General features: G+C 64.4%; 25 protein-coding genes. 5 read left to right on the top strand and 20 right to left on the bottom strand.

The window, feature by feature from the left end; all coding sequences use genetic code 11:
- Nucleotides 1-31 precede the first annotated feature (31 nt).
- Entirely contained in the window at nt 32-1,453 is a 1,422-nt protein-coding gene (locus LDZ21_RS14215) for an aminotransferase-like domain-containing protein (protein ID WP_244795489.1), read from the top strand.
- Between the two features lie 17 nt (nt 1,454-1,470).
- Here the strand turns inward: LDZ21_RS14215 and LDZ21_RS14210 are convergent, their stop codons facing one another.
- Genes LDZ21_RS14210 through LDZ21_RS14200 form a run of 3 tightly spaced genes read right to left on the bottom strand, consistent with a single transcriptional unit; the run spans nt 1,471 to nt 3,427 of the window.
- Nucleotides 1,471-2,085, bottom strand: coding sequence for a DUF5666 domain-containing protein (locus LDZ21_RS14210; protein ID WP_244795488.1), 615 nt, complete (start codon nt 2,083-2,085; stop codon nt 1,471-1,473).
- A gap of 48 nt (nt 2,086-2,133) precedes the next feature.
- On the bottom strand, nt 2,134-2,901 hold the full coding sequence (locus tag LDZ21_RS14205; RefSeq protein ID WP_244795487.1) for a molybdopterin-dependent oxidoreductase: 768 nt from the start codon (nt 2,899-2,901) through the stop codon (nt 2,134-2,136).
- Nucleotides 2,902-2,905: 4 nt separating this feature from the next.
- The gene (locus LDZ21_RS14200; protein WP_425306859.1) at nt 2,906-3,427 is read right to left on the bottom strand and encodes a cytochrome b/b6 domain-containing protein; all 522 of its coding nucleotides are present in this window, start codon (nt 3,425-3,427) and stop codon (nt 2,906-2,908) included.
- A 244-nt stretch (nt 3,428-3,671) separates the two neighbouring features.
- Between LDZ21_RS14200 and LDZ21_RS14195 the strand changes: the two genes are divergently transcribed.
- Both LDZ21_RS14195 and LDZ21_RS14190 read left to right on the top strand, forming a co-directional pair.
- Nucleotides 3,672-4,343: a heavy metal response regulator transcription factor gene (locus LDZ21_RS14195; RefSeq protein WP_244795486.1), complete on the top strand. Its 672-nt coding sequence runs from the start codon at nt 3,672-3,674 to the stop codon at nt 4,341-4,343.
- A complete protein-coding gene (locus tag LDZ21_RS14190; RefSeq protein WP_244795485.1) occupies nt 4,340-5,740 on the top strand; it encodes a heavy metal sensor histidine kinase in 1,401 nt (466 codons plus the stop codon). Before LDZ21_RS14195 ends, LDZ21_RS14190 begins: the two co-directional genes overlap by 4 nt.
- A 5-nt stretch (nt 5,741-5,745) precedes the next feature.
- Here LDZ21_RS14190 and LDZ21_RS14185 read toward each other — a convergent pair whose 3' ends face one another.
- The 11 genes from LDZ21_RS14185 to LDZ21_RS14135 form a co-directional block, all read right to left on the bottom strand.
- Nucleotides 5,746-7,545, bottom strand: coding sequence for an FAD-dependent oxidoreductase (locus LDZ21_RS14185; protein ID WP_244795484.1), 1,800 nt, complete (start codon nt 7,543-7,545; stop codon nt 5,746-5,748).
- The gene (locus tag LDZ21_RS14180; RefSeq protein WP_370887037.1) at nt 7,542-8,654 is read right to left on the bottom strand and encodes a DedA family protein/thiosulfate sulfurtransferase GlpE; all 1,113 of its coding nucleotides are present in this window, start codon (nt 8,652-8,654) and stop codon (nt 7,542-7,544) included. Before LDZ21_RS14180 ends, LDZ21_RS14185 begins: the two co-directional genes overlap by 4 nt.
- A gap of 251 nt (nt 8,655-8,905) precedes the next feature.
- Complete coding sequence (gene denD, locus LDZ21_RS14175) at nt 8,906-9,874, bottom strand: D-erythronate dehydrogenase (RefSeq protein WP_244795482.1); 969 nt, start codon at nt 9,872-9,874, stop codon at nt 8,906-8,908.
- Between the two features lie 16 nt (nt 9,875-9,890).
- Nucleotides 9,891-10,679: a 2-oxo-tetronate isomerase gene (gene otnI, locus LDZ21_RS14170; protein WP_244795481.1), complete on the bottom strand. Its 789-nt coding sequence runs from the start codon at nt 10,677-10,679 to the stop codon at nt 9,891-9,893.
- 46 nt (nt 10,680-10,725) lie between these two features.
- Nucleotides 10,726-11,619, bottom strand: a complete 894-nt coding sequence (ltnD, locus tag LDZ21_RS14165) for an L-threonate dehydrogenase (RefSeq protein WP_244795480.1) — start codon at nt 11,617-11,619, stop codon at nt 10,726-10,728.
- Between the two features lie 22 nt (nt 11,620-11,641).
- A complete protein-coding gene (locus LDZ21_RS14160) occupies nt 11,642-12,346 on the bottom strand; it encodes a FadR/GntR family transcriptional regulator (RefSeq protein WP_244795855.1) in 705 nt (234 codons plus the stop codon).
- Between the two features lie 93 nt (nt 12,347-12,439).
- Complete coding sequence (locus LDZ21_RS14155) at nt 12,440-12,778, bottom strand: thioredoxin family protein (protein ID WP_035970636.1); 339 nt, start codon at nt 12,776-12,778, stop codon at nt 12,440-12,442.
- A gap of 65 nt (nt 12,779-12,843) precedes the next feature.
- Entirely contained in the window at nt 12,844-13,371 is a 528-nt protein-coding gene (locus tag LDZ21_RS14150) for a chromate transporter (RefSeq protein WP_244795479.1), read from the bottom strand.
- Nucleotides 13,368-13,916, bottom strand: coding sequence for a chromate transporter (locus tag LDZ21_RS14145; RefSeq protein ID WP_244795478.1), 549 nt, complete (start codon nt 13,914-13,916; stop codon nt 13,368-13,370). Before LDZ21_RS14145 ends, LDZ21_RS14150 begins: the two co-directional genes overlap by 4 nt.
- 63 nt (nt 13,917-13,979) lie before the next feature.
- Complete coding sequence (gene panE / locus LDZ21_RS14140) at nt 13,980-14,924, bottom strand: 2-dehydropantoate 2-reductase (protein ID WP_244795477.1); 945 nt, start codon at nt 14,922-14,924, stop codon at nt 13,980-13,982.
- A gap of 33 nt (nt 14,925-14,957) precedes the next feature.
- A complete protein-coding gene (locus tag LDZ21_RS14135; RefSeq protein ID WP_244795476.1) occupies nt 14,958-15,329 on the bottom strand; it encodes a hypothetical protein in 372 nt (123 codons plus the stop codon).
- Nucleotides 15,330-15,540: 211 nt separating this feature from the next.
- Here LDZ21_RS14135 and gndA point away from each other — a divergent pair, with 211 nt between their 5' ends.
- Nucleotides 15,541-16,947, top strand: coding sequence for an NADP-dependent phosphogluconate dehydrogenase (gene gndA, locus LDZ21_RS14130; RefSeq protein WP_244795475.1), 1,407 nt, complete (start codon nt 15,541-15,543; stop codon nt 16,945-16,947).
- A 48-nt stretch (nt 16,948-16,995) separates the two neighbouring features.
- Here gndA and LDZ21_RS14125 read toward each other — a convergent pair whose 3' ends face one another.
- Genes LDZ21_RS14125 through LDZ21_RS14100 form a run of 6 tightly spaced genes read right to left on the bottom strand, consistent with a single transcriptional unit; the run spans nt 16,996 to nt 23,714 of the window.
- On the bottom strand, nt 16,996-18,117 hold the full coding sequence (locus LDZ21_RS14125; RefSeq protein ID WP_244795474.1) for a Gfo/Idh/MocA family protein: 1,122 nt from the start codon (nt 18,115-18,117) through the stop codon (nt 16,996-16,998).
- Nucleotides 18,114-19,175: a sugar phosphate isomerase/epimerase family protein gene (locus tag LDZ21_RS14120; RefSeq protein ID WP_244795473.1), complete on the bottom strand. Its 1,062-nt coding sequence runs from the start codon at nt 19,173-19,175 to the stop codon at nt 18,114-18,116. The genes LDZ21_RS14125 and LDZ21_RS14120 overlap by 4 nt, the downstream gene beginning before the upstream one ends.
- Before the next feature lie 47 nt (nt 19,176-19,222).
- A complete protein-coding gene (locus tag LDZ21_RS14115; RefSeq protein ID WP_244795472.1) occupies nt 19,223-20,185 on the bottom strand; it encodes a substrate-binding domain-containing protein in 963 nt (320 codons plus the stop codon).
- Between the two features lie 22 nt (nt 20,186-20,207).
- Nucleotides 20,208-21,224: an ABC transporter permease gene (locus tag LDZ21_RS14110; protein ID WP_035970647.1), complete on the bottom strand. Its 1,017-nt coding sequence runs from the start codon at nt 21,222-21,224 to the stop codon at nt 20,208-20,210.
- Complete coding sequence (locus tag LDZ21_RS14105; protein WP_244795471.1) at nt 21,205-22,692, bottom strand: sugar ABC transporter ATP-binding protein; 1,488 nt, start codon at nt 22,690-22,692, stop codon at nt 21,205-21,207. Before LDZ21_RS14105 ends, LDZ21_RS14110 begins: the two co-directional genes overlap by 20 nt.
- A gap of 2 nt (nt 22,693-22,694) precedes the next feature.
- Nucleotides 22,695-23,714, bottom strand: a complete 1,020-nt coding sequence (locus LDZ21_RS14100; protein WP_244795470.1) for a LacI family DNA-binding transcriptional regulator — start codon at nt 23,712-23,714, stop codon at nt 22,695-22,697.
- A 187-nt stretch (nt 23,715-23,901) separates the two neighbouring features.
- Here LDZ21_RS14100 and LDZ21_RS14095 point away from each other — a divergent pair, with 187 nt between their 5' ends.
- On the top strand, nt 23,902-24,318 hold the full coding sequence (locus tag LDZ21_RS14095; protein ID WP_035970091.1) for a YciI family protein: 417 nt from the start codon (nt 23,902-23,904) through the stop codon (nt 24,316-24,318).
- Nucleotide 24,319: the final 1 nt, after the last annotated feature.

Below are 24,319 nucleotides of genomic sequence, written 5' to 3'. Positions count from 1 at the left end.
GTTCACCCGACTCTACCGAACACTTCAAACGATGAACGCACTTCCGCTCAGAATCGACGGCGCGACCGGCGTTCCGCTCACCGAGCAGATCGTCAGCCAGATCGAAGCGATGATCCGCTCGCGGCGCGTGCTCGCCGGCGCGAAGCTGCCGTCGATCCGTCAGCTTGCCGCCGAACAGCGCATCAGCCGCTTCCCGGTGATCGAGGCTTACGACCGCCTCGCGTCGCGCGGGCTCATCCAGCCAAAGCACGGCTCGGGTTTTTACGTGGCGAATCGAATCGACGACCGCGAGGGCGAGTCGGGCAATTGCGATCCGCGTCTTGCGGAAGAAGAATCGAATCAGGTGCTTCAGCAGTTCAACTACCCCGGCGAGACGCTCAAGCTCTCGAGCGGTTTCATCCCGGAGGCGTGGCGCGATCTCGATGGCCTCACGCAGGCCATTCGCCAGGCGTCGCGCAGCGATGTATCGAGTGTGATCGACTACGCGATTCCGCACGGCGACGCCAGCCTGCGCCAGCAAGTGACGCTGCGGCTCAACGCGCTCGGTATCGCCGCCGATCTGCCGAACGTGATGATCACGAACGGCGCGAGTCAGGCGCTCGACCTGATAGTGCGAACGATGCTGAAACCGGGCGATACGGTGTTCGTCGAAGATCCCGGCTACTACAACCTCTTCGGCCTGCTGAAGCTGCAAGTCGTGCGTCTCGTCGGCGTGCCGCGGCTCGCGAACGGGCCGGACGTCGACGCAGCCGAAGCCCTGCTCAAGCAACACAAGCCGAAGCTCTTCTTCGTTAACACGGTCTTCCAGAATCCGACCGCGACGAACATTGCGCCGCAGGTCGCGTTCAAGCTGCTGCAACTCGCGACGCTGCATGGCTTCTCTATCGTCGAGGACGATATCTACGCCGATTTCCAGGCCGTGCCGACGCAACGGCTCGCGTCGCTCGATCAGCTGGACCGTGTGATCTACGTGGGCGGCTTGTCGAAGACGCTGTCGTCGTCGCTGCGGATTGGCTATCTGGCGGCGAACCGGCAACTCGTGAAGGGTCTCGTCGATGTGAAAGTGCTGACGAGCCTCGGCGGCACGCGATTCGCGGAAAGCGTCGCGGCGAGCCTGCTCGAACGCGGCACGTATCGCAAGTATCTGGAGCGGCTGCGCAAGCGCGTGCGCGATTCGCTGTCGAGCGCGGTGCAGCAGCTCGAAGGCTATGGATGGACAGTGTTCGATGAACCGAGCGGCGGCAGCTTCGTCTGGGCAAGCGTGCCGGGCATCGGCGATTCAGCGGTGCTCGTCGATGAAGCCGCGAAGTTCGGCGTCACGCTCGCGCCGGGGAGTTACTATCGGCCGAACGGGGAAGCGTGTCCGTGGGTGCGGATCAACTCGGCGTATGCGGGAGACCGGCGCGCGTCGCGCTTCTTCGAGCATATGACTCAGAAGCGCGACGCGGCCTGAAACAAGCGCCGCTGCGATTACATCGGCGGGGCGACGCCATCCTTCTCGACGACGATCCGCTGCGCAGCATAGGCGCCGCCGCTTTCCGGGCTCGCCACCACGAACACCTTCTTGCCCGGCTTCAGATCGTCATGCGTCGCCGGCGCGAAAGTCACGACCGGCACGTTCTCCGGCACCGTCACCGCGTTCGATCCGCCCTTGTACGACAGCTTCAGGTCACGCCCGCTCGTGCCCTGCACGACCTGATCGACGTTCGCGTTGGTCATCGAGCTTTGCGGGCCGAGATCCCACGCATAGTGGCCTTCGCCCGTGCCGCGTGCGGCTTCCGGGAACACGAGCACTTCGGTTGCGGTGAGCTTGCCATCGGTGCCGGTGGTGGCTGCGGTGCCCACGAACTGGCCCGGCTTGATGTCGGCCAGTTTGATGTTCTTCAGCGCCGACACGGGCGTATCCGCTTTCACCGCGATCTTCACCGTATCGCCGCTGCGGCGATGCACGGTCAAGGTATCGCCCGACAACGCGACGATATCGCCGCGAATGCGCGCGGGCTTGCCTGCGGGCGCCTGAGCGAAGGCGGCGGTCGCGAATGCGAGAGCCGCGATGCTGAGGCCGAGTTTCGTGCGAATCGACATTGAATCTCCTTCAGTGAGTGGACAACGTAAGCGATAGAAAAAGCATCATCAGGAACCGCCGAACCAGTTGTAGCCCTGGTTCTCCCAATAGCCGCCGGGGTAATCGTTGGTGACGGTGATCGCGACGATATGCTTCGGGTTCTTGTAGCCGAGCTTGGTCGGCATGCGCAGCTTCATCGGGAAGCCGTATTTCGGCGGCAAGATCTGGCCGTCGTAAGTCAGCGTGAGCAGCGTTTGCGCGTGCAGCGCCGTCGGCATGTCGATGCTCGTCGAGTAGTTATCGGCGCAATGGAACGCGACATACTTCGCGCTCGTATCCGCCCCCGCTCGCGCCAGAACATGCGCGAAACGCACGCCGCCCCACTTGCCGATGGCGCTCCATCCTTCGATGCAAATGTGCCGCGTCACCTGGCTTTCCTGCGGCATCGCGTGCAGTTCATCGAGCGTCCACACGCGCTTGCCCGTGACGCGCCCGCCTACTTCGAGCTTGTAGGCCGATGCATCGACTTCCGGCACTTCGTCGATGTCATAGAACGCGTTGAAAGGAAACGGGCGCGTGATCATCGACTCGGGATACGTCGGTGCGAGCTTGTTCGGATCGAAGAGCAGCGCCTGCGCGTCGTCATTGAACGACGATATCTTGCGCAGCATCGCGTTGACGGACTTGTCGTCGGTGAGATTGCAACCCGACAGCATCACGAGGCCGCCGAGCGAAAGAATGCGCTTGCCGAAGAGACGCCGGGCGGGCGCTTTCAACTCTTTCGCGGCATCCTTGATGATGGACTCTGCATCGAGCTTGGTGTTTCGGATCGACATGGCGTCAACGTCCTCTGATCATCAGCACGAGCGAACGCGGCACGAGTGCGACCATCACCACATGCAGCACGACGAACGCCACCAGAAAACTCATGCCGAAGAAATGCACGACGCGGGCATTGTCATAGCCGCCCATCAGCGTGCGAAGAAAGGGGAACTGCACGGACTTCCACACGACGAGGCCCGACAGAATGATGACCACGATATCCACGATCACCGCGAGATAAGCCAGCTTCTGCACGGCGTTGTAGTGCGTGAGATCGTCGTGGCCGAGCTTGCCGCGCACTGCGGCGAGCGCATCGTTCACCACGCTCCTGATGCTCAATGGAAACATGCGCCGGCGAAAGCGCCCGGTGACGACGTTCATCACCGCATACACGATGAAGTTCGCCACCAGCAGCCACATTGCCGCGAAGTGCCATTGCAGCGCGCCGCCGAGCCAGCCGCCGAGCGTGATCGACGATGGAAACGTGAACGGTTTGAAAATGGGCGATGCGTTATAGATCTGCCATCCGCTCGTCACCATCACGACGATGGCGAGCGCATTGAGCCAGTGCGTGATACGCAGCCATAGCGGCTGTAGCGTTCCTTGCTGCACGTCGAACCTCGCGTCGGGTTGATGGGACTTGAAACGAGAGCATGAAGCGGATGCTAACGGCGCGGCGCTGATGGATCGATGACGACTCGATGACTTTTTTGTCATACTCGGCCGGCCTTGCGCGCGCGCTGGCAGAATGACGTCAACGTAGCAACGACAGCGAAGCGCGCGCATGACCATCCTCGTGATCGAAGACGACCGCAAGACCGGCGACTACCTGAAAAAAGGGCTCATCGAGTCCGGATATCAGGTCGATCTCGTGCGCAACGGCACGGATGGCCTGCATCAGGCGCTCGCCAATCCCTACGAGTTGATCGTGCTCGACGTGATGCTGCCGGGCATCGACGGATGGCAGATCATGTCCGCATTGCGCGCGAAGCGTGACCTGCCTGTCATTTTTCTCACGGCACGCGATCAGGTGAGCGACCGCATTCACGGCCTCGAACTCGGCGCAGACGACTATCTCGTCAAGCCGTTCTCGTTCACTGAACTCGTCTTGCGCATTCGCACGCTGTTGCGCCGTGGCGTGATGCGCGAATCGGATACGTTTCAGGTCGCCGACCTTCACGTCGATGTTCTGCGCCGCAAGGTCACGCGCAAGGGCATCGACATCGTGCTGACGAACAAGGAGTTCGCGCTGCTGCATCTCTTCTGCAAGCATCAGGGCGAAGCGCTCTCGCGCACGCTGATCGCATCCGAAGTGTGGGACATGAACTTCGACAGCGATACGAACGTCGTCGATGTCGCGATCAAGCGTCTGCGCGCGAAGATCGACAATCCGTTCGGCCTGAAGCTGATCCATACCGTGCGCAGCATCGGCTATTCGTTCGGAGAGGACTCTTGAAGCGGCCGTCGCGATCGCTTGCGGTTCGCATCGCGCTGTCGTTTGCGGCGATCGTATGCGCGGTCGTTGGCATGGTCGGCGCGTCGCTTTATCACGCGACCAACTCCGCACTGTCGACGCGCGCCGATTATCAGGTGATCGCCCGCGTCGAACATTTCCGCTCGCTGCTGCACGACCTTTACACGATCAACGAACTCGAAGCACGGCCCCGGCTCTTCGAAACGATGCTCGGCGACCGGCAAGACGTGATTCTCTTTCGACGCGCGGGAACGGCGCCTTTCATCAACGTCAATCCAGAGCACATGCCGTTGCCGCCGCTGTCGATCGTGCCGGTCGATCGCGCCATCGGTCTCGACGATCTCTACGAAGGCACGCGCGCCGATGGCGTGCGCATGCGCTGGGTCGGCGCACAGGCGCGCATCGGCGATAGCGGCGAAGTGGTCGACATCATCGCGGCGCACGTGATGACGCAGGAAGCACACGTGTTGTCGGCCTATCTGAAGCGCGTATGGTTCACGGTGATCGGGGCGGTGGCGGTGACGATGCTGCTCGCGTACTGGGTCACGAGCCGCGGACTCATGCCGCTGAAGCTGATGGCCGACAAGGCCGCGGAGATCACGCCGAACCGCATGTCGGCACGGCTCGACGTCGCGCATGCGCCGGCGGAACTGCAGAGCCTCGCGGCGTCGTTCAATGCGATGCTCGACCGGCTCGAACATGGCTACGAACGCCTGCTGCAATTCTCGGCGGACCTAGCGCACGAGTTGCGCACGCCGATTGGCGTACTGATCGGCGAAACGCAGGTGATGCTCGCGCACGAACGCAGCGTGGCCGAATATCGCGGCGTGCTGGAATCGAATCTCGAAGAGCTGGAGCGGCTCTCGCGCATCGCGCAGAACATTCTGTTTCTCGCGCAAGCGGATCATTCGCAACAGCCGATGGAGCGCGAGCGAATCGACATTCGCGAGGAACTCGAAACCATCGCGGCGTATTTCGAAGGCATCGCGGAGGAACGCCGCATCACGTTCGCCATCGACGCGAGCGGCGGGATGCACGCCAACGCGATCATGTGCCGGCGCGCAATCGGCAACGTCGTCGTGAATGCGGTGCGTTATGCGGCGGCAGGCACCGTCGTGCGCCTGTCCGGTCATGCCGATGCGGACGGCGCGTGCATCGTCGTGGGCAATCGCGGCGCGGTCATCGCGCCGCAGGAACTCGCGCGGCTCTTCGACCGCTTCTATCGCGGCGATGCGGCCCGCAGCGAGTTCACGGAATCGAGCGGGCTCGGGCTGTCGATCGTGCAGGCGATCATGCGGATGCACGGCGGCAGCGCGTCGGCCGCGTGCTCGCCGGATGGGTGGATCGAATTCACGCTGCGGTTTCCAGCGAGCGCCTGAAAACGCTACGCCCCGGCGACGCTCAACGCCTGCCGCTGCGCCAGCAAGCCATGAATCTGCGCGACGACCGCCGCGCCTTCGCCCACTGCCGCCGCGACGCGCTTCGTCGAAGTCGAACGCACATCGCCGATCGCGAAGACGCCCGGCACGCTCGTTTCTAGCCCCATGACGCCTTGCGTCCGTCCGTCGTGCGCTTCGGGACCGGTCAGCACGAAGCCCTTGCCATCGACGCTTACGCTGCAGTCGCGCAGCCAGTCGGTGTTCGGGTTCGCGCCGGTGAAGAGAAACAGGTGCCGCGATTCGAGCGTGAGCGGACCATCGGGCGTCTTGCACTGGACGGCGGTGAGCGCGCGGTCATCGCCCATCAGTGAGACGATTTCCGTATGCGTGCGCACCGTCACGTTCGGCAGCGAGCCGATGCGCTCCACCAGATAATGCGACATGCTCGCCGCGAGCCCGGAACCGCGAATCAGCACATGGACGTGCTTCGCGTGCGAGGCGAGATACACGGCCGCCTGCCCCGCCGAATTGCCGCCGCCGACGAGCACGACCTCCGCGTTCTTGCAAAGCTTCGCCTCGACGGGCGACGCCCAGTAGTACGTGCCATGCCCTTCATAACGCTCGAGCCCGTCGATGGCCGGCCGCCGATACGCCGCCCCAGACGCGATCACGACCGTCTGCGTCGTCACGCGCGCGCCGTTCTCCAGTTCGATCTGAATCGGCGACGAACCGCAGTGCAGCGCCTTGATGCGCGTCGGAATGGCGATGTGCGCGCCGAATTTCTGGGCCTGCACGAACGCCCGGCCCGCGAGCGCCTGGCCGGAGATGCCGGTCGGAAAGCCGAGATAATTTTCGATGCGCGCACTCGCGCCCGCCTGCCCGCCCGGCGCGCGGCAATCGAACACCGCCACCGACAGCCCTTCGGACGCCGCATAAACGGCCGTCGCCAGACCGGCCGGACCGGCCCCGACGATAGCGACATCGTAGACATGGGCCGGATCGAATTCGGGCAGCCAGCCCAGTTGCGTCGCGAGCTGATTCTCGTCGGGTGCGCGCAGCACCGTGCCATCCGGACAGATGACGAGCGGAAAATCCGCCGTCGACGCCGAGATGCGTTCGAGCAGCGCGATCGCATCCGGGTCCGAGCAGGCGTCGATGACCGTATGCGGATAACCATTACGGCGCAAAAAGCCTTGCAGCGACACGAGCCGGCCATCGTCGGACTGGCCGAGCAGCACCGGGCCGCTGCCCTTCTCGATCAGGCCGACGCGCCGCAGAATCAGCGCGCGCATGATGCGCTCGCCGAGTTCCGCTTCCGCGACGAGCAGCGCGCGCAGCCGCTCTGGCGGCACGACGATGCCTTCGACATCGTCCACCGCGATGCCATCGACGAGACAGGGCTTGCCGGAAAGCTGCGCCACTTCCGCGAGGAAATGTCCCGCGCCATGTTCGACGATCAGGTGATTGCCGCCGAGCGCATCACGCCGCGTGACGCGCACGAGCCCGCTCAGGATGATGACCATGCCGCGCCCGACTTCGCCCATGCGGAACATCCACTCGCCCGCACGCCAGCGCGCCGCCGTGCCGAAGCGGCTCATGCGCTCGATCTCGGCATCGGTGAGGCGCGGAAACATCTGATGCGAGCGCGTTTGCAGCGGCGAGAACGGCGCGTTGTCGTCGGCGGGTGCGGATGCACTGACGCCCGTGGCCACGACGTTCGGATCGTCGGGCGGCGGCATCCCCGGACTCCAGGCGATGACGTTCGGCATCTCCAGTGCGTGCCCGTTACTCGGGGTCGTACTCATGCGCGATCTCCGTGTGGTAACCCTGGTTCATGCAAGGACGCAGTTGCCTGGGACGTCTGCGCGGCCTGTACCGCCTGTACCTGCTGCACGATGGGCAACGTGCAGGCGGAGGCCATCTGCTCCGCTTCCTCGGGGCTCGTCGCCGCGAGTTCGCCGAACTCGGTCAGATTGGCGACTTCGAAACCGGCGAGCCGCCATGCGTCGAGACCGCCCGTCAGCGGCAGCACGTCGCGAAAGCCCGCGTTGCGCATGGTCTTCGCCATCCACGCCGCCGACACTTCGTTCGGACAGGAGCAATAGATGACGACCTTGCGCGACTTGTCATAGCTTTCGATGATTTTCTGCAGTTCGCGCTCGTCCGCGAAGAGCGAGCCCGGAATCGCAAACGGATCGAGCATGCGCTTTTCCGGCGAGCGGATGTCGAAGATCACGGGCAGCGGTTCGGCGTGCATCAGCGCGTAAAGATCGTCGACGGTGATGCGCGCTTTTTCCAGCGTCGCCATCAGCGCACGGCGACGCCACCAGCGATACGTCACGTAGATCGCCAGCAAGACCGCGACGACCATGCCCGCTTGCCGGCCGAGCCGCGAGATCATCGCGAAGACCATTTCCAGCTCGGCTGCGAACAGCACGCCGACGCTCAGGCCGACCGCTCCCCACAGCGCGATGCCTGCGCCATCGTGCGCGATGAAGCTGCGCAGGCGCACGCCCATCGCGCCGGCGAGCGGCACCGAGACGAGCGACAGGCCGGGAATGAACTTGGCGACGAGCAGAATGCGCACGCCCCATCGCCCGAAGAAGCGTTCGGTCTTTTTCACGCAGGTATCGCGCGAAAGGGACAGCTTGCAAATGGTTTTGAGCGTGCGGTCGCCGTATTTGCGTCCGCCCTGGAACCAGACGAAGTCGCCGAGCACGCCTCCGGCCACCGCGACGGCCAGTACACCGAGCAAGGGCGTCCAGAAAGCGGCGCCGTTCACGGCCATCAACGCGATCGACGCGCCGACGATGATCATCGTCGGCATGGCGGGCACGGGCAGCCCGAGGGCCGAGCCCATCACGTTGATGAAAACGATGATCGGGCCGAACCGATCGACTAGCTGATGCAGCAACATGGGATTCTCCCGCTTGGCGCTACGGCAAGTGACGGGACGAAGCGGTTTCGCGCGCGAGGGCGGCGAAAGGCGCAAACCGGAAGAATGGGGAGAAACGGGCGAGCGACGCCCGTGATCCATGGCGGCGCATGGAGCGCCGGGCCGGCCTTCGTCACATTTAAGGGATGAGTTTAGCGCGGAAATGCGGAAGAAAGCGTGACGGCGTGCAGGGAGCGCGCGTCACGCTGGTTGTTGCGAACGGGCGCTGCTCACGCGTCCCGTTGCTCCTCGATATACCCCCGAACCACCTCCACGAACGACCCGTCGCCGCCAAGCCCAAGCGCCTCCGCCCGCGACGTATCCCACGCGCCGGGCCAGCTTCCGACGATCTTCTCGATGCGCTCGTCGCGTTGCCAGTCGATGCGCGCGACCGCTTCATCGCCCGCCACTTCGCGCAAGGCCGCGACCATTTCGTCGACGCTCACCGACAGGCCCGGCAGGTTGACGACCGGACGTTCTCCGAGCGCCGCACGATCCAGCTCGCAGCCGGCGATGAGCGCCTCGATCGCGCTTCGCGGCGACAGCAGCCACAAGCGCGTGCCGCCATCGACCGGACAGACCGAGCGCTCGCCGTTCAGCGGCTCGCGAATGATCCCGCTCGCGAACGACGACGCCGCCGCGTTCGGCTTGCCCGGCCGCACGCTGATGGTCGGAAGCCGCAGCACGCGGCCATCGACGAAACCGCGCCGCGCATAGTCGCACAGCAGCAATTCGGCGATCGCCTTCTGCGTCCCGTACGAGGATTGCGGATTGAGCGCGGTATCGTCCCGAACGATGGCGGGCAGCGTGCCGCCATATACCGCGACCGAACTCGTGAACACGACGCGCGGCACATGTCCCGCCGCGCGGCACACTTCGAGCAGCGCGCGCGATGCGTCGAGATTGATCTTGATCCCGAGGTCGAAGTCGGCTTCCGCCTGACCCGAGACGATCGCCGCGAGATGGAAGATGGCTTCCGTGCTCGCGTCGACGTGACGTTCCAGCACCGCGCGATCCGAGATGTCGCCGGTTTCGGCGCGCACGCGGGAATCGGCGAGAAGGCGCGCATCGGCGGGACGCGCGACGTCGAGCAGAACCAGTTCGCTAATCGGCTTGCCATTGAGTTCGCCGCGATCGAGCAGGCGTCTGGCGAGCCGCTGACCCAAGAAACCGGCGCCGCCAGTAATGAGAATCTTCATTCGCGTCGCTCCTGTGTCAGAGATAGGACTTGAGCCAGCCGAGGCCGTCGGACGTGCCCGCCTTCGGACGATATTCGCAACCGATCCATCCGTCATAGCCGAGCGAATCGATCAGATCGAACAAATAGGGATAGTTGATTTCGCCGATGTCCGGCTCGTTACGGTCCGGCACGCCCGCGATCTGAATATGACCGATGCCGGCGTTGGGCCGCTTCATGTCGCGCTTGAGCTTCACGGCGATGTCGCCTTCGACGATCTGGCAGTGATAGATATCGAATTGCACTTGCAGGTTCGGCGCACCGATTTCATCGCAGATGGATTGCGCTTCGTCCTGACGATTGAGAAAGAAGCCGGGAATGTCGCGTGTATTGATCGGCTCGATTACGATCCCGATGCCCGCGCCTTGCGCCGCCTTCGCCGCATAGTCGAGATTCTTCATATACACCGCGCGATGTTTCTCGCGCGGCTGCTCCGGCGTAATCAGCCCCGCCATCACGTGCAGCTTCTGGTTGCCGAGCGCGGCGGTGTATTCGAGCGCCTTGTCGACGCTCGCCCTGAACTCGTCCTCGCGTCCCGGCAGCGAAGCAATGCCGCGTTCCCCCGCCGACCAGTCGCCCGGCGGCGCGTTGAAAAGCGCCTGCGTGAGGCCGTTGTCGGTGAGGCGCGTCTTGATGTCGGCGGCGGGAAAGTCGTACGGAAACAGGAATTCGACCGCCTTGAAGCCGTCTTTCGCGGCGGCGGCGAAGCGGTCGAGGAACGCGTGTTCCGTGTACATCATCGTGAGATTGGCGGCGAAGCGGGGCATCGGGTGTCTCCTTGAATGGGTGGTCGCGGCAAGCCGGGCGGCGCGGTCACTTCGCGCTTTTCGGAACGTCGATGCCCGGAAAGATCTTGATGACCGCAATATCATCCTCGCCGCCGTGGCCCGCCGTCGACGCCATCATGAACATCTGATGCGCCGCCGCCGAAAGCGGCAGCGGAAACTTCGACGTGCGCGCGGTATCGAGCACGAGGCCCAGGTCTTTCACGAAGATATCGACCGCGGAAAGCGGCGTGTAGTCGCCCGACAGAACGTGCGGCACGCGGTTCTCGAACATCCACGAGTTGCCCGCGCTATGGGTGATGACGTCGTAAAGCGCGTCCGGCTCGACGCCCTCGCGCAAGCCGAGCGCCATCGCCTCGGCCGCCGCCGCGATATGCACGCCCGCGAGCAGTTGATTGATGATCTTCACCTTCGATCCCGCGCCGTGTGCGTCGCCCAGCCGATAAACCTTCCCGGCGATCGCGTCGAGCACGTCTTCGCAGGCGGCGTAGGCATCGGCGGGGCCGGAGGTCATCATCGTCATTTCGCCGGATGCCGCTTTCGCCGCGCCGCCGGAAACGGGCGCGTCGATCATCAGCAGACCCAAGGCTTCGATGCGCTTGCCGAGTTCCACCGCGAAGTCCGGCGCAACCGTCGCGCAGGCGAGCACGACGCCACCCGGCTTCATCGCGGGCGCCGCGCCGTTATCGCCGAACAGCACGGTTTCCGTCTGCGCCGCATTGACGACGAGCGTCACGACGACATCGCACTTGCCGCCCAGCTCCGCCGGCGACGCGCACGCGATGCCGCCTTCCGCAGCGAAGGCGTCGAGCACCTCGCGGCGCACATCGCATACATGCACGGCAAAGCCCGCGCGCAGCAGCGAGCGCGCGACGCCCAGCCCCATTGCGCCCAAGCCGATGACTCCCACGTTTCTGGACATGGCGATTCTCTTCGAGTGAAGGTTAGCGGATGCCGGCTTCCGCGAGACGGCGCGCGGCGTTGTAAAGATGCGTCTGGGCGGCGTGACGCGCAAGTGCCGCATCGCCGGCGCGGATGGCGGCGGCGATCTCGGCATGCTCTTCGCGCACTTGCCGCGAGAAGTCCTCGCGCAGCGCCTCGTTGCGGCGCGTGACGAGCGTGCCCGCTTCCAGATATTGATTCAGGAAGGCGAGCGTCTTGAGGAAATACGGATTGCCAGTGGCGTTCGCGATCTCACGATGAAACGCCACGTCTTCGGCGACGCCATCGCGGCCTTCGCGCACCGCTTCGTCGATGCGGGCGAGCGCGGCGTCGATGGCGGCGAGTTGCGCATCGGTGCGGCGCAGCGCGGCCTCGGCGGCGACTTCGGCTTCGATCGCGCGGCGCAGCGCGAGAATCTGCACGACCGCGCCCGGCTCGACGGCCTGCGCATAATCGATGCGCAGCGGCCGAATGCCCGCGCGCTCGACGATGAACACGCCGCTGCCCTGGCGCGGCTCGACCATGCCCTCGTTCTTGAGACGCGAGACGGCCTCGCGGATCACCGTACGGCTCACGCCGAACTCCTGGGCGAGCACGGCTTCGCTCGGCAGCTTGCCTGTCGCGGCGAAACTGCCCTTCTCGATCAGCTTCTGCAACTGCTGCGCGACCGTATCGGAGAGCGCGCGGGGCGAGATTCTCTCGAACATGCGCGGCGTCGTGGCATCGGAAGTCATCGGGTCATCATACAAGTTGACGACGCGCATGTCTCTTCGGCGATAACCCTTAGCCCTAAACCGCGATCATTCGGCAAGCGGCTCGTCGATGAGCGCGAGCGCGTCGCGAATTTCGCCGACATCGCCGGGGCGCACGAGGCGCGCGACTTCCTTGCCGCCGAGCATGAAGATGAGCGTCGGCCAGAGCTTGACGCGGAAGGATCGGCCGAGCGGGCGGCCGCTGCCATCCTCGATCTTGATGTGATGCACGCCGCGATGCGCCTGAAACGCCTGCGCGATCAGCGGCTGCGCGGCGCGGCAGTAGCCGCACCAGTCCGTGCCGAATTCGACGACGGTGGGAGCGGTCAGGGCGTCGACTTCGCTGCGATCCGGCGCGGTCTTCGCGTATTCGGTGGTCATGCTCATGGTGCTGTCCTCATCGCTTTCGTTATCCCGCGAAGCAGCAGAAAACCTGCCAGCCCGCGTGTGCGTTACTGCCCGAATCCCGTCAACCCGATCAGCGCGCCGGCCCCGAGCAGCCATAACGGATGCAGCTTCGTCCGGTAAGCCAGCAGCGCGACGGCGACCGTGATGCCGCCGAGCATCGCCGTCCGGTCGGACGCCTCGGCGATCAGCAACGCGCTCGCCGCGACGAGTCCCACGGTGATCGGCATGAGCCCGAGCTGCACATAACGCCGCCAGGGCCGGTCCTTGAAGCGCTCCCACGCGTGCAGCGCCGCAATCGTGACGAGCGACGACGGCCCGAACTTCGCGATCGACGTGATCAGCACGCCCGGCCAGCCCGCGACGTGCCAGCCGATCAGCGTGACGACCATCATGTTCGGCCCGGGCGCGGCCTGCGCCAGCGCGAAGAGCGCGGAGAAATCGGCTTTGGTCATCCAGTGATGGACCTGCACGACTTGCCGCTGCATTTCGGGAAGGATGGTATTGCCGCCGCCGAACGCAAGCAGCGACAACTGGCTGAAGATGGCGGCCAGCGACAAGAGATCGTCTTTCATCGGCGCACCTTCCACGCGATGAGCACTGAAACGGGCGTGAGCACCAGCATCGACGGGAGCAGCGGCGTGCGGAACAGCGCGATGGCCGCAAACATCGCAAGCGCGACGAGTGCCGCTTCCGGCTTCTTGCGAAGCGGCCACATGAGCTTCACCGACATCGCGATGAGCAGGCCCGCCGCGGCGGCCGCGAGCCCAGCGAACAGATGCGCGACGCGCGGATCATGATGCGTGCGCTGATAGATGACGCCCAGCGCGATCACGACCAGCGACGGCCCGACGAGCAGCCCGAGCAAACCCGCGAGCGCGCCGGGCAGCCCGCGAAACCGCATGCCGATGGCGACCGACAGATTGATGACGTTGCCGCCCGGAAGAAACTGGCAGAGGCCGAGGAGATCGGTGAACGCGTCGGCATCGAGCCATTTGCGGCGCTCGACGATCTCCCGCCGTGCGAGCGGCAGCGCGCCACCGAACGCGGTGAGGCCGAGCGTCAGAAAGCCGATGAAGAGTTCGGCGATGGTGGGCTTGGGCGTGTCGTTCTGATGCATGGCGCGCAAGGAATTGCCAGGAAGCGGGAAGCGTACAGCGTCGGATGCGGCTCCCGCAATTGTTCAGCCTTTCGACGCGCGCTCCTCGCGCTCACGCCGCGCCTCATACGCCTTCAGATGGGCGTAAGCCACCGCCAGCAACGACGTTCCATCGAACGCTGTCTTTCGCCGCGCCAACAGATTGCCGACGATATGGTCCGCTTCGATGGGCGCGTCGTTTTCGATATCGCGCAGCATCGAGGCCGTCATCAGCGAGCCGCGCTCCGAGAAAAACGTCCGCGAGCGCGCGAGCACCGCCTCGCCGGGCGCATGGCCGTTGTCGCCGGCGATACCGCTGCACTCGTCGAAGATTCCGCGCAGCAGCGCTTCCCCGCCCGGCGCGGCCACGATGTCGCCGATGGGCGCGCGCATCAGGCATGTTCCGGCCGCGAGCGTTGCGAGAAACACCCACTTGTCCCACATCGCCTGCAGGATGTTTTCGCTGACGTTCAACTCGTAGCGCGCGCCGCTCAATTGCTGCCCGATCGAATCGATGCGCGCCGACCGGCCGCCCGCGCGCTCGCCGATGGTCATCGACTGCATCGTGTTCAGATGAACGATGGCGCCCTGAGCATCGAGCGTCGCGGCAATCACGCATTGGCCGCCGAGCACTTTGCCGGCGCCGAAGCGCGCGTCGAGCGCATCGAGATGAGCCATGCCGTTCAGGAGCGGCAGAATCGCGGTATCGGGGCCGACGGCGGGCGCGAGCGAATCCATCGCGCCCTGCAGATCGTAAGCCTTGCAACCGAGCAGCACGAGATCGTAAGGCTCGGCGATATCCTGCGTCAGCACGATCGACGGATTGCCGATGCGCACATCGCCCTCGGGGCTTCGCACGTTCAGGCCGCCATCACGCAACTGTTGCGCACGCCGCTCGCGCACGAGAAAAGTCACGTCGCGGCCCGCTTCGAGCAGCCGCGCCCCGAAATATCCGCCGATGGCCCCCGCGCCCACTACCAGAATCCGCATGCCTCGCTCCTTGTCGTTGATCGTTTGATTCGCTCAAGCCTGCCACACGCCATAGCCCGCTTCGCGCAAGCCGATCGCCAGTTCCACTTCCATGTCGCGTGCGCCGTCGTAGGGCATCGGGTTGTACATCTCGTACAGATGCGGCAAGAGCCGCAGCCCGTAATCCCGCACGAAGCGGTTCGACTGGATGCCGGCCTTGTGCTTGTCGAAACGCACGTCCGGGTCGATGCCCGTCATCCCGACATAGACGAACGGCTTGCCGAGCACGTAATCCGGGTTCGCACGACGAAAGCGCGCCTCGTTCCAGACCGCGTCCGACAGTTCGACGACATAAACCGAATAGTGATGCGCTCGTGTGCGCCGCGACACCGCCATGAAGGATGCGATACGGTCAGGGGCGTCCATTCTATGCCGATGCCCGCGTGCGTGCGCGGCCGCCACCGCTGCCGGATGCGTCCCAAAGTGGTAAATTCGGGCGGTCTGCGCTCGCCCAATGGGCAGGTGTCGGTAGCATCCATGACGCCTCGTGAAGCGCGAGCGCCGCATCCATCCACAGTTTTCATCCGAAGCGCCCGCGCCACGAGCCGCAAGCGCTTCGGTCATTCGGAGATCAAGCATGAGCAAACAAGCTATCGGCGTGGTGGGCCTCGCCGTCATGGGCCGCAACCTGGCCTTGAACATCGAGAGCCGCGGGCACGCCGTTTCGGTCTACAACCGCAGCCGCGCCAAAACCGACGAACTGCTTGCCGAACATCCCGACAAGAAGCTCGTGCCGACGTACACGCTAGAAGAGTTCGTGCAATCGCTCGAAACGCCGCGCCGCATCCTGATGATGGTGAAGGCCGGCGCGGGCACCGACGAGACCATCGCGCAACTGCGCCCGCTGCTCGAGAAAGGCGACATTCTCATCGACGGCGGCAACACGCATTTCACCGATACCATCCGCCGCAATCAGGACCTCGCGAAGTCAGGCCTGCATTTCATCGGCACGGGCGTGTCGGGCGGCGAGGAAGGCGCGCTGAAGGGGCCGTCGATCATGCCGGGCGGACAGAAGGAAGCCTATGAACTGGTGGCCCCGATCCTGCACGAGATTGCCGCGAAGGCGCCGGATGGCGAGCCGTGCGTCGCGTACATGGGACCGGACGGCGCAGGCCACTTCGTGAAGATGGTGCACAACGGCATCGAGTACGGCGACATGCAGTTGATCGCCGAGAGCTACGACGTGCTGAAGCGTGTGGCTGGCCTCTCGAACGAAGAACTGGGCAAGGTGTATGTCGAGTGGAATCAGGGCGAGCTGGATAGCTACCTGATCGAGATCACGTCGAAGATCTTCTCGAAGAAGGACGAAGAGACCGGCAAGGATCTCGTCGATGTCATTCTGGATCGCGCCGCGCAAAAAGGCACCGGCAAATGGACCAGCCAGAACGCGCTCGATCTCGGCGCGCCGCTGCCGCTGATTACCGAAGCGGTGTTTGCGCGCGTGCTGTCGTCACTGAAGGATCAGCGCGTGAAGGCGAGCAAGGTGCTGTCGGGTCCGTCGCCCAAGTTCGATGGCGATCGCGAGGCATTCATCGAAGCGGTGCGGCGTGCGTTGTATCTGTCGAAGATCGTCTCATATGCGCAGGGCTTTGCGCAGTTGCGCGCGGCATCGGACGAGTACAACTGGAACCTGCAGTATGGCGAGATCGCGAAGATCTTCCGGGCGGGCTGCATCATTCGTGCGCGCTTCCTGCAGAAGATCACCGATGCTTATGCGGCTGACAAGAACCTCGCGAATCTGCTGCTTGATCCGTATTTCAGCGATATCGCGGCGAAGTATCAGGACGCATTGCGCGATGTCGTCGTTGCGGCGGTGAAGGCGGGCATTCCGGTGCCGGCGTTCTCGTCTGCTATTGCTTACTTCGATGCGTATCGATCGGAACGGCTGCCGGCGAATTTGGTGCAGGCGCAGCGGGACTTCTTCGGCGCGCATACGTTCGAGCGGACGGATAAGGAAGGGTCGTTTCACGCGAACTGGGCGTGATGATCTGAGCGGTTGATCGCACGGGGCAGCCTCAGGGCTGCCCCGTTTTCAATCGATGCTGACCCACCCCCCATCCATCCCGCTGCTCCGCAACACCCCCTCCACGAACCTCAACCCAGCGACCCCATCCTCCACCGTGGTCAGCCACTCGTCGCCCTGCGTGGTCCCACTCGCGATACAAGCCGCCGCGTCCGTATAAACCTGCGCGAACGCTTCGATATACCCTTCCGGATGCCCCGCCGGCACGCGTGTCGCATGCTGCGCCTCGGCGCCCTGCACCCGCCCGCGCGTCAAGCGACGCGACGTCCCGCCAACCGGCGTGAACCACAATTCATTCGGCGACTGCTGATCGAACGCAAGTCCCGCCTTCGTCCCATACACGCGCAGCCGCAAGCCGTTCTCCTCGCCCGCCGCCACCTGACTCGCCCATAACATTCCGCGCGCACCGTTCGGATACCGAAGCATCGCCTGAACATGATCGTCGACGCGCCGCCCAGGCACGAACGTCGTCACTTCCGCCGATAGCTCCGAAGGCCGCATCCCCGTCACGTATTCCGCAAGCTGATACGCATGCGTGCCGATATCGCCGAGACACCCCGCCGGTCCCGCCATCGACGGGTCCGTGCGCCACGCGGCCTGCCGGTTCGCCTGCGTCTCGACCGGCAACGACAGCCAGTCCTGCGCATACTCCACCTGCACGACGCGGATATCGCCGAGCATGCCCTGCCGCACCATCGCGCGAGCGTGGCGCACGAGCGGATAGCCGGTGTACGTGTACGTCACCGCGAACACGAGCCGCTTCTCGCGCGCCAGCTTCGCGAGCGCCTCGCCTTCATCGAGCGATACCGCGAGCGGCTTGTCGCAGATCACGTGAATGCCCGCTTCGAGAAACGCCGTTGCGATCGGCGCGTGCAGATGATTCGGCGTGACGATCGCCACCGCTTCGATGCCATCGGAGCGCCCCGCTTCGATGCGCGCCATCTCGCGATAATCGTCGTAGCTGCGCGGCAAGCCGATCGCCGCCGCGCTCGACGCCGCGCGCCGCGCATCCGACGACAACGCGCCCGCCACCAGCTCGTAACGATCGTCGAGCCGCGCCGCCATGCGATGCACCGCGCCGATGAACGCGCCTTCGCCGCCACCGACCATCCCCAGCCGCACGCGCTTCATCGCTGCTCTCCGATGCCGAGCACATCGCGCATCGCGTCCCGGCTCGCGCCGCTGCCGGCGAAATCATCGAACGCCCGCTCCGCCACCCGGATGATGTGATCGCGGATGAACACCGCGCCCTCGCGCGCACCGTCTTCCGGATGCTTCAACGCACATTCCCATTCGAGCACGGCCCAGCCTCCGAAGTCGTATTGCGCCATCTTCGAGAAGATCGCCTTGAAGTCGATCTGGCCATCGCCTAGCGAACGAAAACGTCCCGCACGCTCCACCCAGCCCGAATAGCCGCCATACACGCCCTGCCGACCGTTGGGACGAAACTCCGCGTCCTTCACATGAAACGCCTTGATGCGCGCGTGGTAGATGTCGATGAACGCGAGATAGTCGAGCTGCTGCAACACGAAGTGACTCGGATCGTAGAGGATGTTCGCACGCGGATGATCATCGACCGCGGCGAGAAAGCGCTCGAAGGTCACGCCATCGTGCAGGTCTTCGCCGGGATGCAGTTCGTAGCACACGTCGATGCCCGCGCGATCGAACTCATCGAGAATCGGACGCCAGCGCTTCGCGAGTTCATCGAACGCCGCTTCGACGAGACCGGCCGGACGCTGCGGCCATGGATAAACATATGGCCACGCCAGCGCACCCGAGAACGTGACATGCGCGTTCAGGCCGAGCCGCTTCGACGCCGCCGCCGCGTGCTTCAATTGCGATATCGCCCACTCGGTCCGCGCGGAAGGATTGCCCCGCACGTGCGGGGCGGCGAAACCATCGAACAGCGTGTCGTAAGCGGGATGCACCGCGACGAGTTGCCCTTGCAGATGCGTCGACAATTCGGTGATTGCAACGCCTGCATCTTCGACGGTGCGGCGGATATCGTCGCAATACGCATCGCTCGATGCGGCTTGCTCCACATCGATCAGACGCGCATCGCAAGGCAGCTGAATGCCCTCGTAGCCAAGCGATGACGCCCACGACGCCAGATTCTTCAACGAATCGAACGGCGCGGCATCGCCCATGAACTGTGCGAGAAAGATCGCGGGGCCCTTGATGGTCTTCATCTTTCGCCTCGATAAGAATGCCGGTCAACGCGTGACCGGCCTGGCGCTCAGAACGGCGAGTTCGGGTAGTAGAACTGCTTCGCGTTGTCCTTCGTGATGAGCACCGAAGGAATGATGGTCGTCGGCGGCAGCTTGTCGCCCTTGAGGCGCGCTTCCGCAGTGAGCTTGATCGCGTCGTAGATGAACTTCGGCGAGTACGAGACATCGGCCCGCACGCGCTTGTCGCCGTCCATGATGCGCTTCACCGCTTCCTTCGATCCCGCGCCGCCGAACACTTCCTTGATATCGGTGCGCTTCGCCTGATCGATCGCCTTGAGCACGCCAATCATCATGTCGTCGTCGGCCGCCCAGACCGCGTCGATATGCTTGAAGCGAGTGAGATAGTCCTGCATCACCTTGAATGCGTCATCGCGATTCCAGTTCGCATACTTCGCATCGAGAATCTTGATGTCGGGATGCTGCTTCATCACGCCTTCGAAGGCCGCCCAGCGTTCGTTGTCGAGCGTCGTGGGAATGCCGCGCAGCGCGACGATATCGCCCTTGCCGTCGAGCGTTTTCGCGAGATACTCGGCGGGCAGCTTGCCGAACGCGGTGTTGTCGCCGGCTACGTAGGCATCCTGAGCACTGGGATCGGTCAGGCCGCGATCCACGACCGTCACATACACGCCCTTCTTCTTCACTTGCGCCACGGGCTGCGTGAGCGAGGCCGATTCGAACGGGAAGATCACGAGCGCATTGATCTTGTTGACGGTCACGAGATCCTGCAACTGGTTCGCCTGCTCGGGCGCGCCGCCCGCCGTCTTGACGATGATCTTGAGATCCGGATGCGCCTTCTCCAGCTCTTTCTTCGCTTCGTTCGCCCACCAGACGATGCCGCCCGTGAAGCCGTGCGTCGCAGTCGGAATGGCGACGCCCAGCACGACCTTATCGGCGGCGGATGCGGACGGCGCAACGGCAAACGCGCTCGCCGTGAGCGTCAGCGCGGTGAGCGCGCGGAAGAGTTTCTTCATGACGATGTCTCCTGTTCGAATATTAACGACGGCCACGCTGCAAGAAGGCTACGAAGATGATCACGGCGCCCTGCACCGCCGCGTTCAGATACACACTGATGATGCTCGTCAGATTCAGGATGTTGTTGATGACCGAAAGCAGAATCGCGCCGATGACCGTGCCGATCACGCGCCCCTCGCCGCCCTTGAGCGCAGTGCCGCCGACCACGACGGCCGCGATGGCTTCGAGTTCCCAAAGCAGGCCGGTTGTCGGCGTGGCCGAACCGAGGCGCGGCACATAGAGCACGGTCGCCACGGCAACGCACAGACCGAGCAGCACGTAAGTGGCGATCTTCACGTGATCGACGCGTATCGCCGCATAACGCGCGACCTGCTCGTTCGATCCGATGGCCTGCACGTGCCGCCCGAACACCGTGCGATTGAGCACCAGCGCACCGCCTCCCGCGACGATGGCGAAAACCCAGATCGGCACCGGCACGCCGAAGAGACTTGCGTAGTACACCGGGCCGTAGAGATCGACGAGCGAATTGTCGAGTGTGAGCGCGCCGCCGTCCGCAAGCCACGTCAGCAGCGCGCGAAACACACCGAGCGTGCCGAGCGTCACGATGAACGGCTCGATGCGCCCCTTCGTCACTAGCAGCCCATGCGCGAGGCCGAACAACGCGCCGAGCACGAGCGCAAGCACGATGCCGAGCGCAAGAATCACGAGCGGCGGCACTGCATGGCCGCTCACGCCCTGCATCAGCCCGTTCATCATGTAGATCATGCTGCCCGCGATCAACGCGGCCATCGATCCCACCGACAGGTCGATACCGCCCGAAATGATCACGAAGGTCATGCCCACCGCGATGATGCCGATGAACGACGTGCGCGTGAGCACGTTCATCGCGTTGTCCAGAGTGGCGAAGTCGCTGTTGAGCAGCGTGCCGCCGATGCAGAGCGCAATCAGCCCGAGCAGCGGCCCGATGCCGAACAGAATGCGCGAGAACGCCGCGAAACGGCTCTCGCTTTCGGTGTCTTCAGTGTGTGCCGGTCGCATGCGCGATCAACCTCTCTTCGGTCAGAAGGTCCATGCCGAGTGTGGCGACGAGTTCGCCCGCGCGCATCACCGCCACGCGATGGCATAGCCCGATCAGTTCGATCAGCTCGGAAGAAATGACGATCACCGCGCGGCCTTCGGCGGCGAGGCGGTGAATCAGAAAATAGATGTCGCGTTTCGCGCCGACATCGACGCCGCGCGTCGGTTCGTCGAGCACGATGACGCGCGGATCGGGATGCAGGAATTTCGCGAGCGCGAGCTTTTGCTGGTTGCCGCCCGACAGCATGCGCGCGCGGTTTGCCGCATTGCCCGTGCGAATGCCGAAGTCTTTCATTGCGACGCCGAGCGCATTTCGCTCCGCACGCTTGTCGATGAACGGCCGCGCGTAGCGTTCGAGCGTCATCATCGTCAGGTTGTCCTTGAGCGCCATGTCGACGTGCAGGCCGCGGCCCTTGCGGTCTTCGCTCAGATACGTGACGCCGTGACGCATCGCATCGCGCGGGCTTTTCAGCGTTGCCGCTTCGCCTTCGATGGTCACGCGCCCCGCGCTCAACGTCCGCAAGCCGACGAGCGCCTCGAACAGTTCGGTGCGGCCCGCGCCGACCAGTCCCGCGAAGCCGAACACTTCCCCCTCGCGCACCGAGAAGCTCACGCCATCGGCCCAGCCCGGCACCGATGCGCCTTCCACTTCGAATGCGACGCGCGCATCGGCGGCGAGCGCGGGCTTCGGCGGAAACATGTCGGACACTTCGCGGCCAACCATCAGGTTGGCCATCTGCTGCCGCGTCAGGTCGGACGTCGGCGCGCGCGCAACAAAGCGGCCGTCCCGCATCACGATGACTTCGTCCGTCACGCGCTCCACTTCATCGAGCTTGTGCGAGATATAGACGATGGTCGCGCCCGCCTCTTTCAGGCGCGCCATCAGCGCGAAGAGGCGTTGCGTTTCGGACGGCGTGAGCGTGGCCGTCGGCTCGTCCATGATGAGCAGACGCGCATCGCGCAGCATTGCCTTCGCGATCTCGACAAGCTGCTTTTCCGCGACGATCAGTTCGCGGACCCTGGTATCCGGGTTCTTGTGCAGGCCGACATCGGCGAGCGCGGCGCGGGCGTCGTCGCGCATCGCGGGCTCGTCGAGAAAGTAGCCCTTGCGCAGTTCATGCCCGAGAAACATGTTCTGCGTGATGCTCAGGTGATCCGCGAGATTCAGTTCCTGATGAATCAGCACGATGCCCGCGCGTTCCGCATCGCGCGAACTCGTGAAGTCGACGCGTGCGCCATCGATCGAAACCATGCCCGCGTTCGGGCGCTCGTAGCCCGCGAGAATCTTCATCAGCGTGGATTTGCCGGCGCCGTTCTCCCCGAGCAGGCCATAGATGCGGCCCGGCGCAAGATCGAAGCTCACGCCATGGAGCACGCGCACCGGCCCGAACTGTTTTTCGATTCCTTCAAAGCGCACGGCAAGGCTCATCGTCAGGCGCTCCTTCGTTGGATCAGACGATGCGGCAGCAGCACGCCCGGCACATCGGCGCGCGGATCGCGCAGCCGCTTGAGCAGCAGATCGGCCGCCGCTTCGCCGAGCGCCTGCATCGGCTGGGCAACGGTGGTCAGCGGCGGATCGACGTGCGCGGCCACGGCGATATCGTCGAAGCCGACGACGGCGACATCGTCCGGCACGCGCAAGCCCACGCCGCGCAAGCCGTTCATCACGCCGATCGCGAGCGTGTCGGAGACCGCGAAAATCGCCGTCGGCCTGTCGCGTCCGAGCGATGCCAGCTGCACGGCGGCGCGTTCGCCCGCGTCGTAGTCGAGGCTGTCGAGCTCGATGCGCCACGCCGGATTCGGCACGATGCCCGCGGCTTCGAGCGCATCGCAATAGCCCGCAAGCCGCTGGCGTCCGTACAGATAGCCCTGCCCCGAACCGATCAGCGCGATGCGATGGTGCCCCCTGGCTAGCAGATACCGCACGGCATCGCCCGCTGCAAGATGATTGTCGATGCCGACATACGGCACGCCCGCGTCCGGATCGAACTCGCAGCACGCGACCCAGGGCAATCTCGACGCTTCTTCGGCGAGCGCGTTCTGCACGGCGGCGGGATCGAGACAGATTGCGCCATCGGCGCGCCGCCCGCGCAAAAGATCGAAGTAACTGCGCTCGCGCAACGGGTCCGCGCCGGTATCGCACAGCAGCATGAAGTAACCGTTCTGCCGCGCGACGCTGTCGATGCCGCGCACGATCGCCGCATAGAACGGATTGCCGAAGTCGGGGACCATCGTGAGCAAAAGGCGGCTTTCAGCCGTGCGAAGGTTGCGCGCAAGCTCGTTGATGCGATAGCCGCTTGCCGCCACGGCCGCGCGCACCTTGTCGCGTGTGACTTCGCGAACGTTCGTGTGGCCGTTGAGCACGCGCGATACGGTCGCGACGGACACGCCTGCGCGCGCCGCGACATCGGCAATCGATACTTCCTCGCGGGATCGAACGGTTTCCGACATGCTGCGCGCCACGACGGCGGACGGGATGTAATGGATTACATTATTTGGTCCGGCGTGCTCGCAAGGCAACCGGAATCGGATAGGGATAAACGCTTAATGCCGGTCGATGTCGATCGAAGGCGCGTCCGGTCGTCGTAGGGTATGAGGGCGTCTGGCCCCGATCGACGATACCAATGGGAGCACGTCCATGCGATTCATGATGCTGATGATCCCGCGCGGCTACGAAAGCGCGGAGCCCGGCACGATGCCGAGCGCCGAAGCCGTCGCGGCGATGATGAAGTACAACGAAGCGCTGCAGAAGGCTGGCGTGCTGCTCGCGCTCGACGGTCTGCATCCGCCGTCGATGGGTGCGCGCGTTTCGTTCGAAGGCGGCAAGCCGCGCGTCACCGACGGCCCGTTCGCCGAAGCGAAGGAAGTGCTGGGCGGCTACTGGATGATTCAGGTCAGTTCGCGCGAGGAAGCGATCGAATGGGCGAAGCGCTGCCCCGGTTCGCCGAACGAGACGATCGAAGTGCGGCAGGTCATGGAGTTCGACGACTTCCCGCCCGATGTGCAGGAAGCGTCCGCAGGTTTCGACGAGATGCAGAAGGCGGCGAAGCGTTGAA

It is taken from the genome of Caballeronia grimmiae, assembly GCF_022879615.1.
Lineage (GTDB): Bacteria > Pseudomonadota > Gammaproteobacteria > Burkholderiales > Burkholderiaceae > Caballeronia > Caballeronia grimmiae.
This window is presented reverse-complemented; position numbering and strand designations above follow the sequence as displayed.

Bases quoted from the DNA above. Each gene is read 5' to 3' on its own strand.
- LDZ21_RS14215 (WP_244795489.1), top strand. From the start codon at position 32: ATGAACGCACTTCCGCTCAGAATCGACGGCGCGACCGGCGTTCCGCTC.
- LDZ21_RS14210 (WP_244795488.1), bottom strand. From the start codon at position 2,085: ATGTCGATTCGCACGAAACTCGGCCTCAGCATCGCGGCTCTCGCATTC.
- LDZ21_RS14205 (WP_244795487.1), bottom strand. From the start codon at position 2,901: ATGTCGATCCGAAACACCAAGCTCGATGCAGAGTCCATCATCAAGGAT.
- LDZ21_RS14200 (WP_425306859.1), bottom strand. From the start codon at position 3,427: ATGGTGACGAGCGGATGGCAGATCTATAACGCATCGCCCATTTTCAAA.
- LDZ21_RS14195 (WP_244795486.1), top strand. From the start codon at position 3,672: ATGACCATCCTCGTGATCGAAGACGACCGCAAGACCGGCGACTACCTG.
- LDZ21_RS14185 (WP_244795484.1), bottom strand. From the start codon at position 7,545: ATGAGTACGACCCCGAGTAACGGGCACGCACTGGAGATGCCGAACGTC.
- denD (WP_244795482.1), bottom strand. From the start codon at position 9,874: ATGAAGATTCTCATTACTGGCGGCGCCGGTTTCTTGGGTCAGCGGCTC.
- otnI (WP_244795481.1), bottom strand. From the start codon at position 10,679: ATGCCCCGCTTCGCCGCCAATCTCACGATGATGTACACGGAACACGCG.
- ltnD (WP_244795480.1), bottom strand. From the start codon at position 11,619: ATGTCCAGAAACGTGGGAGTCATCGGCTTGGGCGCAATGGGGCTGGGC.
- LDZ21_RS14160 (WP_244795855.1), bottom strand. From the start codon at position 12,346: ATGTTCGAGAGAATCTCGCCCCGCGCGCTCTCCGATACGGTCGCGCAG.
- LDZ21_RS14155 (WP_035970636.1), bottom strand. From the start codon at position 12,778: ATGAGCATGACCACCGAATACGCGAAGACCGCGCCGGATCGCAGCGAA.
- LDZ21_RS14150 (WP_244795479.1), bottom strand. From the start codon at position 13,371: ATGAAAGACGATCTCTTGTCGCTGGCCGCCATCTTCAGCCAGTTGTCG.
- LDZ21_RS14145 (WP_244795478.1), bottom strand. From the start codon at position 13,916: ATGCATCAGAACGACACGCCCAAGCCCACCATCGCCGAACTCTTCATC.
- panE (WP_244795477.1), bottom strand. From the start codon at position 14,924: ATGCGGATTCTGGTAGTGGGCGCGGGGGCCATCGGCGGATATTTCGGG.
- LDZ21_RS14135 (WP_244795476.1), bottom strand. From the start codon at position 15,329: ATGGACGCCCCTGACCGTATCGCATCCTTCATGGCGGTGTCGCGGCGC.
- gndA (WP_244795475.1), top strand. From the start codon at position 15,541: ATGAGCAAACAAGCTATCGGCGTGGTGGGCCTCGCCGTCATGGGCCGC.
- LDZ21_RS14125 (WP_244795474.1), bottom strand. From the start codon at position 18,117: ATGAAGCGCGTGCGGCTGGGGATGGTCGGTGGCGGCGAAGGCGCGTTC.
- LDZ21_RS14120 (WP_244795473.1), bottom strand. From the start codon at position 19,175: ATGAAGACCATCAAGGGCCCCGCGATCTTTCTCGCACAGTTCATGGGC.
- LDZ21_RS14115 (WP_244795472.1), bottom strand. From the start codon at position 20,185: ATGAAGAAACTCTTCCGCGCGCTCACCGCGCTGACGCTCACGGCGAGC.
- LDZ21_RS14110 (WP_035970647.1), bottom strand. From the start codon at position 21,224: ATGCGACCGGCACACACTGAAGACACCGAAAGCGAGAGCCGTTTCGCG.
- LDZ21_RS14105 (WP_244795471.1), bottom strand. From the start codon at position 22,692: ATGAGCCTTGCCGTGCGCTTTGAAGGAATCGAAAAACAGTTCGGGCCG.
- LDZ21_RS14100 (WP_244795470.1), bottom strand. From the start codon at position 23,714: ATGTCGGAAACCGTTCGATCCCGCGAGGAAGTATCGATTGCCGATGTC.
- LDZ21_RS14095 (WP_035970091.1), top strand. From the start codon at position 23,902: ATGCGATTCATGATGCTGATGATCCCGCGCGGCTACGAAAGCGCGGAG.